Source organism: Escherichia sp. GZ89 (genome assembly GCF_019366485.1).
GTDB lineage: Bacteria > Pseudomonadota > Gammaproteobacteria > Enterobacterales > Enterobacteriaceae > Escherichia > Escherichia fergusonii.
The window spans coordinates 838149-854053 of record NZ_JAEOHX010000001.1; the positions used below are offsets into that span (position 1 = coordinate 838149).

The following is a 15905-nucleotide window of genomic DNA, read 5'->3' on the forward strand; positions in this document are numbered from 1 at the left end:
GCTCATTATGGAATACCAATTAACCCTCAACTGGCCCGATTTTCTGCAACATCACTGGCAAAAGCGCCCGGTGGTGATAAAACGCGGCTTTAATAACTTCATCGATCCTATCTCCCCGGACGAACTGGCTGGGCTGGCGATGGAAAGTGAAGTCGATAGCCGTCTTGTAAATAATCTCGATGGCAAATGGCAAGTCAGTCACGGCCCTTTTGAAAGCTATGATCATTTGGGTGAAACCAACTGGTCACTGCTGGTACAAGCCGTCAACCACTGGCATGAGCCTACAGCCGCGCTGATGCGGCCCTTCCGCGAGCTACCGGACTGGCGTATTGACGATCTCATGATCTCCTTTTCGGTGCCTGGCGGCGGTGTTGGCCCCCATCTCGATCAATATGATGTGTTTATCATTCAGGGCACGGGGCGTCGTCGTTGGCGTGTTGGCGAAAAACTGCCGATGAAGCAACATTGCCCACACCCTGACCTGCTGCAGGTGGAACCATTCGAAGCGATTATTGATGAAGAACTGGAACCAGGCGATATCCTGTACATTCCACCAGGATTTCCGCATGAAGGCTATGCGCTGGAAAACGCCATGAACTACTCTGTTGGTTTTCGTGCGCCAAATACCCGTGAGCTAATTAGCGGTTTTGCTGATTATGTACTGCAACGTGATCTTGGCGGTAATTACTACAGTGATCCTGATCTGCCTTCCCGTAGCCACCCTGCCGATATCCTGCCTCAGGAGATGGATAAACTGCGCGGAATGATGCTTGATCTCATCAATCAGCCGGAGCATTTCTCCCAGTGGTTTGGTGAGTTTATTTCTCAGTCACGTCATGAGTTGGATGTTGCACCGCCGGAACCGCCTTACCAACCCGATGAGATTTACGATGCGCTTTCCCAGGGCGAGTCATTAGTCCGTCTTGGTGGTCTGCGGGTATTACGTATTGGCGATGATGTCTTTGCCAATGGCGAGAAAATTGACACTCCACATCGCCAGGCACTGGATGCTCTGGCCAGTCATATTGTCCTGACAGCCGATAACTTCGGCGATGCGCTGGAAGATCCCTCTTTTCTTGCCATGCTGGCAGCACTGGTAAATAGCGGTTACTGGTTCTTCGAAGGGTAAAAAATGCCTGAGCATCTTTACTGGGCTCAGGCATATCTTATCTCCAGTCACATCATATCCAGTGCCGTTTTGCCTTTCGGTGCTGGAAAAGCTTTATCTAATAACGCTAATTCTTCACTGGAAAGTGTCAAATCCAGTGCCGCAGCATTCTGTTTAACGTGGTCAACCGTTGCCGCTTTCGGAATAGCCATCACGCCCTGGTGGCTGATCACCCATGCCAGTAAAATTTGCGCCGCCGTGGCGCTATGCCTGTGGGCAATATCAATAACCACGGGGTGATTAAACAAGCCATTTCGTAGCCGTCCGGCTTGTGCTAATGGACTGTACGCCATTACTGGCATATGTTGCTGCTGGCACCATGGCAGGAGATCATATTCGATCCCGCGTGAACCGAGATGATAAAGCACCTGGTTAGTGGCGCATTGCTTACCCCCTGTGGTCTGCCACAACGCCTGCATATCAGCATAATCGAGATTAGAAACACCCCAACGACAGATTTTTCCTTGCGCGATAAGCGTTTCCATTGCATCCACAGTTTCTTCAAATGTGAAACTGCCTGACCAGTGCAGCAAATAAAGATCAAGATATTCGGTATTCAGACGATGCAGGCTATTTTCACAAGCTGCAATGGCTTTTTTGCCACCCGCATTCCACGGATAAACTTTAGAAACGAGGAATACGTTATCACGCAGACCCGTCAGCGCTTCGCCAACCACCTTTTCGGCACCGCCGTCAGCATACATTTCTGCGGTATCAATCAGCGTTAACCCCAGCTCAATGCCCGCACGCAGTGCAGCGACTTCCTCTTTGCGCTTGCCTGCATCCTCGCCCATATACCAGGTTCCCTGACCCATTGCTGGCAAAGATGCTCCACCACTAAAAAGAATCGATTTCTTTTGCATCACATCCTCCTTGTTTATGCACCACCGTAATGCAAAACAGGGCATGACGCCCTGTTTTTATGCATAAAATGCGCTTTGGAGGAGCACAATCAGAATTTGTACGTGATCCCGGCAGAAATCAGACCAGTCCAGGATTTATCCACCATCGGGCTGTCGGTGACTTCGTCAGACAGGCGAGTGTAACGTGCTGAACCGTAAACGCTCCAGTCACCCGTGAAATTGTAGTTGGCGCTCAGTTCGAGGTACGGGCTCCAGCTATCGTTCGGGTTATAGCCGCGCAGACCACTGCGGGCAGACTCTTTGCGCGAAACACCGTAGTAGTATTCGTTCTGGTTTTCGCTGTTCCACTGAACACCGATACCCGGCGTCAGGGTCAGGCCACCGTTGGTGTAACGATAAAGCCAGGCAAGATCCCAGACCAGTCCATTGCTGTTATCCAGAGTGTCACCGGCAATGGTAGTACGCAGGTAACCATACTGGGTGAAGTGGGCATAAGAGAGACCTGCCATCATGGTGCTCTTACGATCTTCCAGACGACGCATTTGGTGATCACCACTGTCTTTCGCTTTGAAATAGAGCGGAGACCAGTAAGCAGTTACCGAGAGTTTATCCGTCGCGTCATTCCACAGGTAGTAACCACCACCTAAACCACGAAACCAGAAGTTATCGCCTTCGTAGTTAATGACCGGAACCGGGTACACGTCAGTGTCATAATCTTTATATGGGTGCTCAACCACACCTACCCCAGCGCCCAGAGAGAAGTTGCTTTCAGCCTGCGCCACACCAGCGGACGTTGCGATCAGCACACCAAGTGCCAGAAGTTTGAGTTTGGTCACAATCTATTATTCCTTAAACCAATGTTTACGGGCGGCAAAGTTTACCCGGCAATATGTTTAAACCCAACTATTTTGCGTATTCCTTTAACAAGGTAACTGTCTAATTTCCCTGACAGTGATAACGCGAACATGACAGCAGAATGTCAATAATGTGATCAACACCATTTTTCTGAATGTTAGTTATGCATTTTTTACGCTTGAATCGCGCCTATGCCATTGAAACGCATTTGCAAGTACAGGCAATTTTCTTAATTGCCATCTACGCTTAATTTTAGAAGGCGTATCCAGGAGCACGTTATTCTCTTCGTCATGAAAGTGGCACGAGAGTTGCTGTTGATTAGCATCAGACGTCGTTCAGTTTACCTCTTCCGGGAGCCTCTACTATTCATATGAACGGCTCTTAACCTGTGCTAAAAAACGAAAGGACGGCATACCATGAATATATTCGATCACTATCGCCAGCGTTATGAAGCTGCCAAGGACGAAGAGTTCACACTGCAGGAGTTTCTTACCATTTGTCGGCAAGATCGCAGTGCATATGCCAATGCGGCAGAGCGGCTACTGATGGCTATTGGTGAGCCAGTCATGGTCGATACGGCCCAGGAACCCAGACTTTCTCGGCTCTTCTCTAACCGGGTCATCGCACGTTATCCGGCCTTTGAAGAGTTTTACGGCATGGAAGACGCGATTGAACAGATTGTCTCTTATCTGAAACACGCGGCTCAAGGGCTGGAAGAGAAGAAACAAATCCTGTATCTGCTGGGGCCTGTGGGTGGGGGTAAGTCGTCACTTGCTGAACGACTGAAATCATTAATGCAACGCGTGCCTATTTATGTATTGAGCGCCAACGGTGAACGAAGCCCGGTGAACGATCATCCGTTCTGTCTGTTTAATCCACAGGAAGATGCGCAGATTCTTGAAAAAGAGTACGGTATTCCGCGTCGCTACCTTGGCACTATTATGTCGCCGTGGGCAGCTAAACGGCTGCATGAATTTGGCGGCGATATCACTAAATTCCGGGTGGTAAAAGTCTGGCCGTCCATCCTGCAGCAAATCGCCATCGCTAAAACTGAACCTGGCGATGAGAACAACCAGGATATTTCAGCGTTAGTGGGCAAAGTCGATATTCGTAAACTCGAACACTATGCGCAGAACGATCCAGACGCCTACGGCTATTCCGGTGCACTGTGTCGCGCCAACCAGGGGATTATGGAATTTGTCGAGATGTTTAAAGCACCGATTAAAGTGCTGCATCCACTGTTAACCGCCACTCAGGAAGGTAACTACAACGGGACGGAAGGTATCTCCGCCCTGCCGTTTAACGGAATTATTCTTGCCCACTCGAACGAATCCGAATGGGTCACTTTCCGTAATAACAAGAACAACGAAGCTTTCCTCGACCGCGTTTATATCGTGAAAGTACCGTATTGCTTGCGTATTTCCGAAGAGATCAAAATCTACGAGAAATTGCTTAATCATAGTGAACTGACTCACGCCCCGTGTGCGCCTGGCACACTCGAAACACTATCACGCTTTTCGATTCTTTCGCGCCTGAAAGAGCCAGAAAACTCCAGTATTTATTCAAAGATGCGGGTTTATGATGGCGAAAGTCTGAAAGACACTGATCCCAAAGCCAAGTCGTATCAGGAATATCGTGATTACGCAGGCGTTGATGAAGGGATGAACGGTCTGTCCACGCGTTTCGCGTTTAAGATCCTCTCCAGGGTGTTTAACTTTGACCACGTGGAAGTGGCGGCAAACCCTGTTCATCTGTTCTACGTACTGGAACAACAGATAGAACGCGAGCAGTTCCCCCAGGAGCAGGCAGAACGCTATCTGGAGTTCCTGAAAGGTTATCTGATTCCGAAATATGCCGAGTTTATCGGTAAAGAGATTCAGACTGCCTATCTTGAATCCTATTCTGAATATGGACAGAACATTTTTGACCGTTATGTCACTTATGCAGATTTCTGGATTCAGGATCAGGAGTATCGCGACCCGGATACCGGGCAGTTGTTTGACCGCGAATCTCTCAACGCTGAGCTGGAGAAAATCGAAAAACCGGCGGGGATCAGTAATCCGAAGGATTTCCGCAACGAGATTGTCAACTTCGTACTGCGCGCCAGAGCGAATAACAGCGGACGCAATCCGAACTGGACCAGCTATGAAAAACTGCGCACGGTTATTGAGAAGAAAATGTTCTCTAATACCGAGGAGCTGCTGCCGGTGATTTCGTTTAACGCCAAAACGTCAACCGACGAGCAAAAGAAACACGACGATTTTGTCGACCGTATGATGGAGAAAGGCTACACCCGTAAACAGGTGCGTTTACTGTGCGAATGGTATTTGCGCGTACGTAAATCGTCTTAACAACCATGGCCCGGTACGCATGCTACCGGGCCTACAACGACAGCGAACCGTGGGCCAGAGAAGCGGCAACACAGGCGTAGCAAACAGTTGGCAAATGTAGTACGGGGGGCATATGACCTGGTTTATTGACCGGCGTCTGAACGGCAAAAACAAAAGCATGGTGAATCGCCAGCGTTTTTTACGCCGTTATAAAGCGCAAATTAAACAGTCGATCTCCGAGGCCATTAATAAGCGTTCGGTGACTGACGTCGACAGCGGCGAGTCCGTATCCATTCCAACGGAAGATATTAGCGAACCGATGTTTCATCAGGGGCGTGGTGGTTTACGCCATCGTGTGCATCCAGGAAACGACCATTTTGTACAGAACGACCGTATCGAACGTCCTCAGGGCGGTGGCGGTGGTTCAGGAAGCGGTCAGGGCCAGGCCAGTCAGGACGGTGAAGGTCAGGATGAGTTTGTTTTTCAGATCTCGAAAGATGAATATCTTGATCTGCTCTTTGAAGATTTGGCCTTACCTAATCTCAAGCGTAACCAGCAACGACAGTTAACAGAGTATAAAACGCATCGCGCAGGATATACCGCTAACGGTGTTCCGGCGAATATAAGTGTTGTGCGCTCGTTGCAGAACTCACTGGCACGTCGTACCGCTATGACCGCAGGTAAACGACGTGAGCTACATGCTTTGGAAGAAACACTGCAAATCATTAGCAACAGTGAACCCGCTCAGCTTCTGGAAGAAGAGCGGTTGCGTAAAGAAATTGCTGAACTGCGGGAGAAAATCTCTCGCGTACCATTTATCGATACTTTCGATCTTCGTTACAAAAACTACGAGAAGCGCCCTGACCCTTCCAGTCAGGCAGTTATGTTCTGCCTGATGGACGTTTCAGGATCGATGGACCAATCCACCAAAGATATGGCTAAGCGCTTCTATATCCTGCTATATCTGTTTTTAAGCCGTACCTATAAAAACGTGGAAGTGGTGTATATACGTCACCATACTCAGGCGAAGGAAGTTGATGAGCATGAGTTTTTCTACTCGCAAGAAACCGGCGGTACTATCGTTTCCAGCGCATTGAAGCTGATGGATGAAGTCGTCCAGGCGCGGTATGACCCGGCGCAATGGAATATTTATGCAGCACAAGCCTCAGATGGTGACAACTGGGCAGATGACTCGCCACTTTGCCATGAAATTCTGGCGAAAAAACTACTCCCCGTTGTGCGATATTACAGCTATATCGAAATAACCCGACGTGCTCATCAAACGTTATGGCGAGAATATGAGCATTTACAATCAACTTTCGAAAACTTTGCAATGCAGCATATTCGCGATCAGGACGATATTTATCCGGTATTCCGCGAATTGTTTCATAAGCAAAACGCTACTGTTAAAGATTAATGACTAATTTCAGCCAGCAATTGATCGCTGGCTGAATCATTAGCTTTTATGTAAATTCATACGTTATTATAAAGACAAATCATGACATACTGATATTATAAATTTCGTTATCTTTACAATTGATTGTTAAAACAATCATTCGGAAAAAACTTCATATACTCTCTGGTTTTCTCGCGCTATATTTTATTTATTAAAATAGCAGTAAGAAAAATTGATCTTCGTCAAAACTGCAAATTTGATGCATCAATAAAATCCAATCCTCACAGTCCCCCTTATTAATGGTATTTATGGGCACACAAAAAGTTAAAGCGCAAAGCTTTTTTATATTCACGTTGTTATTGACACTCATCCTTTTTTGCATTACCACGTTATACAATGAAAATACAAATGTAAAACTCATTCCCCAAATGAATTACCTGATGGTTGTAGTGGCATTATTGTTTCTTAACACCATCATTTTCCTTTTCATGTTGATGAAGTATTTTACCAATAAGGATATTCTTCCCACGCTTATCTTAAGCCTGGCATTTTTAAGTGGATTAATCTATCTTATTGAAACTATTGTAGTTATTCAAAACCCAATCAATGAAAGCACACTCATTCAAACCAAATCGAATGATGTGTCTATTTTTTATGTTTTCCGTCAGTTAAGCTTTATCTTTTTGGTGGGATTAGCGCTCATTTGCTCAGATCAAAAAACTCAAGCACTAATTAATAATAAAAGAAAATTTTACATTCTGCTGGTAGCGATGGTGCCATTTTTAGTCTTCCCTTTTATAGCACACAATCTGAGTAGTTATAATCCCGATTACGCTTTATACGTGGTGGATTATTGCCCAAATAACCATACAGCGACATGGGGAATTAATTACACCAAAATTTTAGTATGCCTGTGGGCATTTTTACTTTTTTTTATCGTAGCACGTACTGGTTTGACTTCGGATGTTTGGCCATGCATTGCCCTATTATGCCTGGCATCACTATGTTGTAACCTCTTATTATTGACGCTGGATGAATATAACTACGCCATTTGGTATATAAGCCGTGGTATAGAAGTATCGAGTAAACTTTTTGTTGTTTCATTCCTGATTTACAATATTTTTCAGGAGTTGCAATTATCCAGTAAAATGGCGATTAATGATGTGTTAACAAATATTTATAACCGTCGCTATTTTTTTAATAAACTCGATGGATTATTAAACAGCCATCAACTGCCCGCAATTTGTGTCATGATGATTGACATTGATCAGTTCAAAAAAATCAATAATCACTGGGGACATCAGGTTGGCGATAAAGTGCTGGTATCGGTCGTCGACATTATCCAGCAGAGCGTCCGGCCGGATGATATCTTTGCACGATTAGAAGGCGAAGTATTTGCATTGATCTTCACCGACCTGAATCATGCACAGACAAAAATCATTACTGAACGTATACGAAAAAATGTGGAATTTCTTAGTGCCGCTGGCAATATTTACGATATACCTCAGCAAATGACTATCAGTATCGGTGCTGTCTATACCGAATGCCAAAATCTCACTGTCTCGCAAATTATGACAGCCAGTGATGCCGCCCTTTCTGATGCCAAACATAATGGTGGCAATCAGGTGATTATTCATCGGATATAAATGAGATTTTATTCACAACCACGTCATAACGACGTGGTTGTTGATACATTTTTTATCAAACTAACTCTAAATTTCCCTATTTCTTGTCCGCGCGCTGAGTATAATTACCCGCCTTTGCGCCGTTCGCTTCGCGTATTTCATCTGATTTTCTCATTTCCCTGACAGGAGGAGTGCTAAATATCATGAAATTGCACCATAGAATGCTCCGGCATTTTATCGCCGCAAGTGTCATTATACTGACTTCTTCCTTCCTTATTTATGAACTCATTGCCAGCGATCGGGCAATGACCGCTTATCTGCACTACATTGTACAGCGGGCTGATTCGTCTTTTTTGTATGATAAATATCAGAACCAGAGCATAGCCGCGCACCTGATGCGGGCCTTTGCCACGCCCAGAGAACCCATTAGTGATGAACAAAAACAGGATATTTGCCGTTCCTGGGAAAGCATGAACGGCATTTACGGTATGAACCTTGTGCGTCATACCTACCCAGGTTTGCACGGTACACTGCAATCGACTTCTGCAGATTGTAATGATCTGGCCGAGGATATTTCCTTGCTGCCTGCTTTTGACCAGGCCGTAAAAGCAAATCGCCATCAGGATGATTATGGTAAAGGCTTAGGTCTCACTGAAGAGAAGTTTCACTATTACCTCGATCTCAGTAATCGTTATGTCTATTTTTACGAGCAGATCGACTCCGAAAATTTCATCATGAACAACTGGTCCTTTTTACATCGGGGCACCATGGGGATCGACCATAAAATACTCGACAATGTCTTTACCGGCAGAACGGTGCTTTCCAGTATTTATAAGGATAATCTTACCGGGAAAAATATCATGAGTTTTTTAACCCCGGTTTATCGTGCCGGGCAGTTGAAAGGTATGGTGCTGGTCGATATTGACAACGAAAATCTTTATAACATTTTCTATACAAGAAACCGCCCACTGGCGTGGCAATATCTCAATGTCACACTGAGTGATTTGGATTCTGGCCAGGATATTGTCGTTCACAAAAGTGAAAGCAATCTCTTTTCCTACGTTAAATACGTCCAGGATTTACCTGGCGGTATGCGCATCACTTTATCGCTGGATATCCTCTATTTCTTTGCTTCTTCCTGGAAAGCCTTTGCTTTCTATTTAGTGGCGACTGCCCTGCTGCTAAATATGGTACGCATGCATTTTCGTCTCTACTTCAATGTTACGCGTGAAAATATCAGCGATGCGATGACGGGATTGTATAACCGCAAAATTCTGACCTCATCCCTTGAGCAGCGTTTGCAACGATTAGCTGAAACGGGAAAAGCCGTATTTTTTATCTCGCTGGATTTAGACAACCTGAAAGTGATTAATGACACGTTGGGTCATCATGAAGGGGATCTGGCTATTTCTCTGCTGGCAAAGGCAATAAAAAGCTCGGTGCGTAAGAGTGATTATGCAATTCGCCTCGGTGGTGATGAATTTTGCGTGATCTTGATCGATTCCACCGAAGAGACCGCCTCTGGCCTCGCTGACCGTATTGCGAAAAAAATGCATAGCATTGCGCCGGATAAAGATTTCCGCTTTTCTTCTGGCTATTACAGGATGAAACCAGGCGATACGCTTAATGATGCTTATAAAGCTTCCGATGCACAACTCTATATCAACAAACATCAACATCACATGTCTTCGTGATACCCTTGATGGTTGTTTTTGTAGGAAAATCGGGAGTTATCGATGACTGAAGTTGTAAAAGGCATGGCGACTCACCAACGGTTGATTGCCTTGCTGACACAAAAAGACGCGCAATACCGCGTGGTCAGCCATGAAGCAGTGGGTAAATGCGAAGCAGTTTCAGAAATTCGCGGCACTGCCCTTGGTCAGGGCGCAAAGGCACTGGTATGCAAAGTAAAAGGTAACGGTGTTAAGCAACATGTGCTGGCGATTCTGGCCGCTGACCAGCAAGCTGACCTCGACCAGCTTGCGAAACATATCGGTGGCCTACGGGCTTCTCTTGCCAGCCCGGCGGAAGTAGATGCGCTGACCGGATGTGTTTTTGGCGCAATTCCGCCTTTCAGTTTTCACCCGGAGCTTAAGCTGGTTGCCGATCCGTTGCTCTTCGAACGTTTTGACGAAATCGCTTTCAATGCAGGCGTTCTGACAAAATCGGTCATTCTCAACACCGCTGACTATCTACGGATCGCGCAACCAGAACTGATTACCTTTCGTAAGGTGCAGCAGTCTGACCTCAACTTCCCCGTTCAAGAATCAGCACCGAAAGCACAATAATTGCTGCAATGACAAAAAAGGATGATGTGATTATCAGTGTCTCAACAAACATTTGATCATTCATGGTGTCACCCCGTGATGACAATGAGAACAGCTCACTGAATATTCATAGCGCTGATTGATGGCACTTTGATGACAACTTGCTCGTCATGGTTATATTTTCACCACACATCATCCACCAAAAAACGGACAAAAGATAAAAAAATCTGAATAAGCCTGCCAACAGTTGTAAAGTAAGCAGGCTTATTATTTTGGCAAGGAAACCACGATGTTTGATGTCACCCTGCTGATCCTGTTGGGATTAGCTGCCCTGGGCTTTGTTAGCCATAACACCACTGTCGCAGTTTCAATTCTGGTTCTGATTATCGTACGCGTAACGCCTCTGAGTACCTTCTTTCCGTGGATCGAAAAACAAGGCCTGACGATTGGGATAATTATTCTGACCATTGGCGTAATGGCACCTATCGCCAGTGGCTCACTGCCCCCCTCAACGTTAATTCACTCATTTTTTAACTGGAAATCACTGGTCGCAATTGCGGTTGGGGTGATTGTTTCCTGGCTGGGCGGTCGTGGCGTCACTCTTATGGGCAGCCAGCCACAACTGGTCGCCGGTCTGCTTGTGGGTACGGTTCTTGGCGTAGCACTGTTTCGTGGTGTTCCCGTTGGCCCGTTGATTGCTGCAGGACTGGTCTCGCTTATTGTCGGAAAACAGTAGCATTCGATTAGCCAAATCAAACCAATTATGTCATACCTCCGAAAACTCGCAGCGGGTCAGCCACTGCCGTAGTTAAGGTATGTCTCAACTGATTTCATGGGAAGACGATGTCCTCTTCATCAATACAACGTGGCAAAAACGGTTTTCTTTTGATTGCCGGAATGCTGATGATCGCCACAACTCTTCGCGTAACGTTTACTGGCGCAGCGCCTTTACTGGAGGCGATTCGTGCAGATTACGGTCTTACAACTGCCCAGACCGGCCTGTTGACTACCCTGCCTTTATTGGCATTTGCCCTGGTGTCTCCACTTGCCGCATCGATAGCACGTCGCTGGGGTATGGAGCGAAGTCTGTTTGCCGCCTTGCTGCTTATCTGCGCAGGTATTGCTATTCGTTCATTACCCTCTGCGGCATTGTTGTTTTGTGGCACAGCCATTATTGGCTGTGGAATTGCACTGGGGAATGTGCTCTTACCTGGCCTGATTAAACGTGATTTTTCCGGGTATGTTGCCAAATTGACAGGCGCTTATTCGCTCACTATGGGCGCAGCAGCGGCAATAGGATCTACACTGGTGGTTCCGCTGGCACTGCATGGTTTTGGCTGGCGTGGCGCATTGCTGATGCTGATGTTTTTTCCGTTAATGGCCTTTATCGTCTGGCTGCCGCAATGGAAAAGTCAGAACAACGCCTCGCTGGGAAATTCCCCGGCACTGCAACCACGTGGGATATGGCGTTCTCCGCTTGCCTGGCAGGTTACACTTTTTCTCGGCATTAACTCACTCATCTATTACGTTATTATTGGCTGGCTTCCGGCAATTTTACTCAGTCAAGGATTCAGTGAGGCACAGGCTGGTTCAATCCATGGTTTGTTACAGCTGGCAACCGCAGCACCAGGTTTTCTGATCCCGCTTTTTCTTCACCATGTAAAGGATCAACGCGGCGTGGCGGTTATAGTCTCGTTAATGTGTGCCGTTGCCGCCGCTGGCCTGTGGTTTATCCCTGGGCAAGCTATCTTCTGGACGATTCTTTTTGGCTTTGGCTCCGGTGCAACCATGATCCTCGGCCTGACATTTATCGGCCTGCGTGCCAGTTCAGCACATCAGGCGGCGGCACTCTCGGGAATGGCGCAATCCGTTGGTTATCTGTTAGCCGCTTGTGGGCCGCCGCTAATGGGTAAAATTCATGACAGCAGTGGCGACTGGCATATCCCGTTGATCGCTGTCGCTGCGCTTTCAACCATTATGGCTATTTTTGGTCTGTATGCCGGGCGTGACAAGGAAATCCAGGCATCGTGAACATTCGCTATTGCTATAGTTTAGTCTGCCGTAAAAAGGTATCAGGAGTGACAAATGAATATTCAGTGCAAACGTGTCTATGACCCAAAATCAGAAAGCGACGGTTATCGGGTGCTGGTAGACAGACTTTGGCCTCGTGGAATCAAAAAGACGGATCTGGCTTTAGATGAGTGGGATAAAACCGTCTCGCCATCCACGGAGCTACGCAAATTATTTCACGCCGAACAGATCGATTTCGCTCATTTTAGTGAACTTTACCGGGAAGAACTGGCAAGCCATAAAGACGAAGGAGAACGACTGGCCAAAATCGCTCGCCAGCAAACGTTAACCTTGCTCTACTCCGCCAAAAATAGCCAGCAGAATCATGCGATTGTGCTGGCTCAATGGTTACGTACTCTGTAATTTTCGGTCGGTCATCAGTCATTCGTTTACTGATGACTGATGGTCCCGACGCCATAAATCCCATTCATCCAGAATTTCACCTGTGGGCAACTTGCAGTCTGCCCGTTCCCCTGCGGCTTCTTTGACGATAATCCGTGTACCACCTTTCTCATCACAATAAACCGATGCAGGATTCGCTATGCCAACAACGGGGGGTTTTGGTGCTTCAGGCTGATTCGCGGTTGAGCAGGCAGATAGTAGTAATGCACATGGCAATACCAGTGATGCTAATTTCATGGGTAATTCCTCTTCCTGATTTTTGATTGTCAGGGTATCGCGGCCTGATTCTTAGCACTATCAATTTTCAGCATAACGTCCAGATATAATTACCTTATGAATATTTTGCCAGGTATTATATTTGTTGCTTATGTTTTATCATGTCAGCAAAGCTGAAATTTTCAGCACAATCTTTGGCACCCTCTGGAGAGAATCGTGTCGGATAAAATCCTCGCTCGTGTATCGCAATCATTAGCCTCAGAACAATCACTTGAAAGCCTGGTCCGCCAGCTTCTTGAGATGCTTGAAATGGTTACCGATATGGAGTCAACGTATCTGACAAAAGTCGATGTTGATGCCCGCTTGCAGCATATTCTGTTTGCCCATAATAGCCAGCAGATGTGTATCCCGGAGGATTACTCTGTAATGTGGGATAACTCACTGTGTAAACGTGCGATTGATGAGAACTGCTTTTACAGCGATGAAGTTAATGTTCGCTGGAAGGATTGTATCGCCGCAACGACTTTGGGTATCACCACTTTTCTCAGCACGCCAATACATCTTCCAGATGGCTCTTTTTACGGTACTTTATGTGCCGCCAGTAGTGAGAAAAAGCCCTGGAGTGAACGCGCTGAGCAGGTCTTACAATTGTTTGCCGGTTTAATCGCACAGTACATTCAGAAAGAATCGCTGGTCACGCAACTGCATGAAGCTAATACCGCACTGGTTCAGCAATCCTGTACGGATGCACTAACGGGTTTACCCAATCGTCGGGCGATTTTTGAGCATTTACCAACACTGTTTACACTGGCACAAAAACTTGGTCGCAACGTGTTGCTGGCTTACATCGATCTGGATAATTTCAAAAAAATAAATGATCGCTTTGGTCATAGTACAGGTGACCGATTTTTAATTGAGATCGGTGAACGTCTGAAGGCGATTCCCGATAAATACGATATCCTCGGACGTCTTGGTGGCGATGAGTTTTTGCTCGCCTGCCTGGCTGAAATTAAAAATGATGACTCACTGAATCTACGTCAACAGATGAAAATGCGCATTCAGCAACAGATTCGCGGTGAGTACTATCTTCCCGATGCTGCGTTTTATTATCCTGGCGCCAGTATGGGGGTGTTGGAAGTTGATCCATCCATAACAGATATAGATTCAGCACTGAATGCGGCTGATCGTGTTATGTATGAAGATAAAAAACAGCGGGCGAAAACTCCTTTTGTCGTTCACGAAGCCCTGCTATCCTGACGCGTCCTCAGTATCTCTTCAGGTGGAACCATGAGAATTGGTATAATGTTCCCCGTTGTCATATTCATCACGGCTATTGTATTTCTGGCGTGGTTTTTTATTGGCGGCTATGCAACTCCGGGAGCGTAAAGGTGAAAAAAACAACGATTATTATGATGGGCGTCGCGATGATCGTCGTCCTGGGTACTGAACTGGGTTGGTGGTGATCATCCCTGTTTTCTGAAAAAGGCTACACCTGGTAGCCTTTTTTCGTTTCTGTTAGCTTTTGATTTTCCTGTAAATCAACAGCACAACTATCGCGCCAATTACGGCGACCACGAAGCTGCCGAAGTTAAAGCCATCAACTTTCCCGTAGCCAAAGAAAGTACTAATCCAACCACCAACAACAGCACCTACAATCCCCAAAATGATGGTCATAAAGAAGCCACCACCATCTTTACCTGGCATGATCCATTTCGCCAGGATACCAGCAATCAAACCAAAAATAATCCATGACAGAATGCCCATAATTTCCTCACTTGTTGTTATCCATTAGCGGGTTAGTCGCCGTAAACAAGAATAGCACAAGGTTGAAAAAAAAATATCTGTGATGAATATCACTTAAATAATTTATTTGTTTTACGAATGATGGATGACGGAACAACCGCCATCCTTTTCTAACGGAGATGAGAATTACGACTGCAAGGTTGCCAGGCGGGCGGCAAATCCGACGAAAATTAAGCCAATCAGCGAGTTTCCTACCTTCGCCAGTTTCTTCTTCGTGCGAATATACTGTGTAACGAAGGCACCGGAAATAATCAGGAAGCTCAGATAGCAGAAGCTAACCACTTCCAGCGTCGTCGCCAGAATAAAGAATGACAGCCCGGTATGTGGCGCATTGACATCAATAAACTGCACAAAGAACGACACATAAAAAAGGATCGCTTTCGGATTGGTCAGGCTGAGAACTAATGCACGTTTAAAAATAGCGCTAAAATGCACATCTTCGCTGGCTGTTTCTCCGCCTTTTGCTTTAAGGGTGGCATAGAGAATTTTTGCTCCCAGCCAGAGCAGATAAAATGCGCCCAAATAACGAACGATATTAAATAATAACGGTGTGGTTTTAATGAGTGTTGCGACGCCCGCATACGCCAGGAACATTAATATCGCATCGCCAATAAATACACCACACGCAGCGAGATAGCCACCTTTGATACCACTGCCGACACTATTTTTTAATACAAACAGCGTGTTAGGCCCCGGCACTAATACAATAAAAATTGCCCCAACCAGATAAGTCCAGTAATTCAGAACTCCGAATTCAGCGAACACGTTAACCTCTTCCTGAAAAAACCATGCGTAACTGCAGGGCGATATGCTAACCAATGCATACTCTGATAGAAAGAAAAATCAGGTGAATTACCCATGCAGCAACGCAATACGTAGCAGGAAGTATAGACACTCCTGGAAAAGGGAT

The 15905-nt window shown here is 46.2% G+C and carries 18 protein-coding genes; 12 read left to right on the forward strand and 6 right to left on the reverse strand.

Annotated features, from left to right (window positions below):
• The first annotated feature begins 7 nt into the window (after nucleotides 1-7).
• Entirely contained in the window at nucleotides 8-1129 is a 1122-nt protein-coding gene (locus tag K0335_RS04025) for a cupin domain-containing protein (protein ID WP_002431504.1), read from the forward strand.
• Between the two features lie 47 nt (nucleotides 1130-1176).
• Here K0335_RS04025 and K0335_RS04030 read toward each other — a convergent pair whose 3' ends face one another.
• Together K0335_RS04030 and mipA are read right to left on the reverse strand one after the other, a co-directional pair.
• On the reverse strand, nucleotides 1177-2031 hold the full coding sequence (locus tag K0335_RS04030) for an aldo/keto reductase (protein ID WP_219393737.1): 855 nt from the start codon (nucleotides 2029-2031) through the stop codon (nucleotides 1177-1179).
• A gap of 89 nt (nucleotides 2032-2120) precedes the next feature.
• Nucleotides 2121-2867, reverse strand: a complete 747-nt coding sequence (gene mipA / locus K0335_RS04035; protein WP_000163785.1) for a scaffolding protein MipA — start codon at nucleotides 2865-2867, stop codon at nucleotides 2121-2123.
• 435 nt (nucleotides 2868-3302) lie between these two features.
• Between mipA and yeaG the strand changes: the two genes are divergently transcribed.
• From yeaG to K0335_RS04060, 5 genes are all read left to right on the forward strand, one after another.
• Nucleotides 3303-5237: a protein kinase YeaG gene (yeaG, locus tag K0335_RS04040; protein ID WP_001019857.1), complete on the forward strand. Its 1935-nt coding sequence runs from the start codon at nucleotides 3303-3305 to the stop codon at nucleotides 5235-5237.
• 112 nt (nucleotides 5238-5349) lie between these two features.
• The gene (locus tag K0335_RS04045) at nucleotides 5350-6633 is read left to right on the forward strand and encodes a YeaH/YhbH family protein (protein ID WP_000219697.1); all 1284 of its coding nucleotides are present in this window, start codon (nucleotides 5350-5352) and stop codon (nucleotides 6631-6633) included.
• Nucleotides 6634-6911: 278 nt separating this feature from the next.
• Entirely contained in the window at nucleotides 6912-8258 is a 1347-nt protein-coding gene (locus tag K0335_RS04050) for a GGDEF domain-containing protein (RefSeq protein ID WP_180492035.1), read from the forward strand.
• A gap of 182 nt (nucleotides 8259-8440) precedes the next feature.
• On the forward strand, nucleotides 8441-9931 hold the full coding sequence (gene dgcJ, locus K0335_RS04055; RefSeq protein WP_024256461.1) for a diguanylate cyclase DgcJ: 1491 nt from the start codon (nucleotides 8441-8443) through the stop codon (nucleotides 9929-9931).
• A 42-nt stretch (nucleotides 9932-9973) separates the two neighbouring features.
• Nucleotides 9974-10525, forward strand: a complete 552-nt coding sequence (locus tag K0335_RS04060; RefSeq protein WP_000141321.1) for a YbaK/prolyl-tRNA synthetase associated domain-containing protein — start codon at nucleotides 9974-9976, stop codon at nucleotides 10523-10525.
• Here the strand turns inward: K0335_RS04060 and yoaI are convergent.
• Complete coding sequence (gene yoaI, locus K0335_RS04065; RefSeq protein ID WP_032242820.1) at nucleotides 10485-10589, reverse strand: small membrane protein YoaI; 105 nt, start codon at nucleotides 10587-10589, stop codon at nucleotides 10485-10487. The two genes, K0335_RS04060 and yoaI, sit on opposite strands and share 41 nt — an antisense overlap.
• A 204-nt stretch (nucleotides 10590-10793) precedes the next feature.
• On the opposite strand from yoaI, the gene K0335_RS04070 reads away from it, so the two are divergent.
• The 3 genes from K0335_RS04070 to K0335_RS04080 all read left to right on the forward strand — a co-directional run bounded on the left by K0335_RS04070 (nucleotide 10794) and on the right by K0335_RS04080 (nucleotide 12937).
• Entirely contained in the window at nucleotides 10794-11240 is a 447-nt protein-coding gene (locus tag K0335_RS04070) for a DUF441 domain-containing protein (RefSeq protein ID WP_000460717.1), read from the forward strand.
• A gap of 107 nt (nucleotides 11241-11347) precedes the next feature.
• Complete coding sequence (locus K0335_RS04075; protein WP_000099315.1) at nucleotides 11348-12535, forward strand: CynX/NimT family MFS transporter; 1188 nt, start codon at nucleotides 11348-11350, stop codon at nucleotides 12533-12535.
• A 54-nt stretch (nucleotides 12536-12589) separates the two neighbouring features.
• Entirely contained in the window at nucleotides 12590-12937 is a 348-nt protein-coding gene (locus tag K0335_RS04080; protein WP_001025382.1) for a DUF488 domain-containing protein, read from the forward strand.
• A gap of 18 nt (nucleotides 12938-12955) precedes the next feature.
• Here the strand turns inward: K0335_RS04080 and K0335_RS04085 are convergent, their stop codons facing one another.
• Nucleotides 12956-13213 carry a DUF333 domain-containing protein gene (locus K0335_RS04085; protein WP_000761968.1) on the reverse strand — a complete coding sequence of 86 codons (258 nt, stop codon included), beginning with the start codon at nucleotides 13211-13213 and terminating at the stop codon, nucleotides 12956-12958.
• A 195-nt stretch (nucleotides 13214-13408) separates the two neighbouring features.
• Here K0335_RS04085 and K0335_RS04090 point away from each other — a divergent pair, with 195 nt between their 5' ends.
• From K0335_RS04090 to yoaJ, 3 genes are read left to right on the forward strand one after another with little or no spacing between them, the layout of a single operon-like run.
• A complete protein-coding gene (locus K0335_RS04090) occupies nucleotides 13409-14449 on the forward strand; it encodes a sensor domain-containing diguanylate cyclase (RefSeq protein WP_219393738.1) in 1041 nt (346 codons plus the stop codon).
• 30 nt (nucleotides 14450-14479) lie between these two features.
• The gene (locus K0335_RS04095; protein ID WP_001219351.1) at nucleotides 14480-14578 is read left to right on the forward strand and encodes a YoaK family small membrane protein; all 99 of its coding nucleotides are present in this window, start codon (nucleotides 14480-14482) and stop codon (nucleotides 14576-14578) included.
• A 2-nt stretch (nucleotides 14579-14580) separates the two neighbouring features.
• Nucleotides 14581-14655, forward strand: coding sequence for a protein YoaJ (gene yoaJ, locus K0335_RS04100; protein ID WP_072271652.1), 75 nt, complete (start codon nucleotides 14581-14583; stop codon nucleotides 14653-14655).
• Nucleotides 14656-14707: 52 nt separating this feature from the next.
• Here yoaJ and K0335_RS04105 read toward each other — a convergent pair whose 3' ends face one another.
• Nucleotides 14708-14956, reverse strand: a complete 249-nt coding sequence (locus tag K0335_RS04105; protein ID WP_000512150.1) for a GlsB/YeaQ/YmgE family stress response membrane protein — start codon at nucleotides 14954-14956, stop codon at nucleotides 14708-14710.
• Nucleotides 14957-15121: 165 nt separating this feature from the next.
• Nucleotides 15122-15760, reverse strand: coding sequence for a leucine efflux protein LeuE (leuE, locus tag K0335_RS04110; protein WP_000457150.1), 639 nt, complete (start codon nucleotides 15758-15760; stop codon nucleotides 15122-15124).
• Nucleotides 15761-15905 lie beyond the last annotated feature (145 nt).

What these genes read in the sequence shown, in the direction of transcription:
- K0335_RS04025 (WP_002431504.1), top strand. Translation starts at nt 8, where the DNA reads ATGGAATACCAATTAACCCTCAACTGGCCCGATTTTCTGCAACATCAC.
- K0335_RS04030 (WP_219393737.1), bottom strand. Translation starts at nt 2,031, where the DNA reads ATGCAAAAGAAATCGATTCTTTTTAGTGGTGGAGCATCTTTGCCAGCA.
- yeaG (WP_001019857.1), top strand. Translation starts at nt 3,303, where the DNA reads ATGAATATATTCGATCACTATCGCCAGCGTTATGAAGCTGCCAAGGAC.
- K0335_RS04045 (WP_000219697.1), top strand. Translation starts at nt 5,350, where the DNA reads ATGACCTGGTTTATTGACCGGCGTCTGAACGGCAAAAACAAAAGCATG.
- K0335_RS04050 (WP_180492035.1), top strand. Translation starts at nt 6,912, where the DNA reads ATGGTATTTATGGGCACACAAAAAGTTAAAGCGCAAAGCTTTTTTATA.
- dgcJ (WP_024256461.1), top strand. Translation starts at nt 8,441, where the DNA reads ATGAAATTGCACCATAGAATGCTCCGGCATTTTATCGCCGCAAGTGTC.
- K0335_RS04060 (WP_000141321.1), top strand. Translation starts at nt 9,974, where the DNA reads ATGACTGAAGTTGTAAAAGGCATGGCGACTCACCAACGGTTGATTGCC.
- yoaI (WP_032242820.1), bottom strand. Translation starts at nt 10,589, where the DNA reads ATGAATGATCAAATGTTTGTTGAGACACTGATAATCACATCATCCTTT.
- K0335_RS04070 (WP_000460717.1), top strand. Translation starts at nt 10,794, where the DNA reads ATGTTTGATGTCACCCTGCTGATCCTGTTGGGATTAGCTGCCCTGGGC.
- K0335_RS04075 (WP_000099315.1), top strand. Translation starts at nt 11,348, where the DNA reads ATGTCCTCTTCATCAATACAACGTGGCAAAAACGGTTTTCTTTTGATT.
- K0335_RS04080 (WP_001025382.1), top strand. Translation starts at nt 12,590, where the DNA reads ATGAATATTCAGTGCAAACGTGTCTATGACCCAAAATCAGAAAGCGAC.
- K0335_RS04085 (WP_000761968.1), bottom strand. Translation starts at nt 13,213, where the DNA reads ATGAAATTAGCATCACTGGTATTGCCATGTGCATTACTACTATCTGCC.
- K0335_RS04095 (WP_001219351.1), top strand. Translation starts at nt 14,480, where the DNA reads ATGAGAATTGGTATAATGTTCCCCGTTGTCATATTCATCACGGCTATT.
- K0335_RS04105 (WP_000512150.1), bottom strand. Translation starts at nt 14,956, where the DNA reads ATGGGCATTCTGTCATGGATTATTTTTGGTTTGATTGCTGGTATCCTG.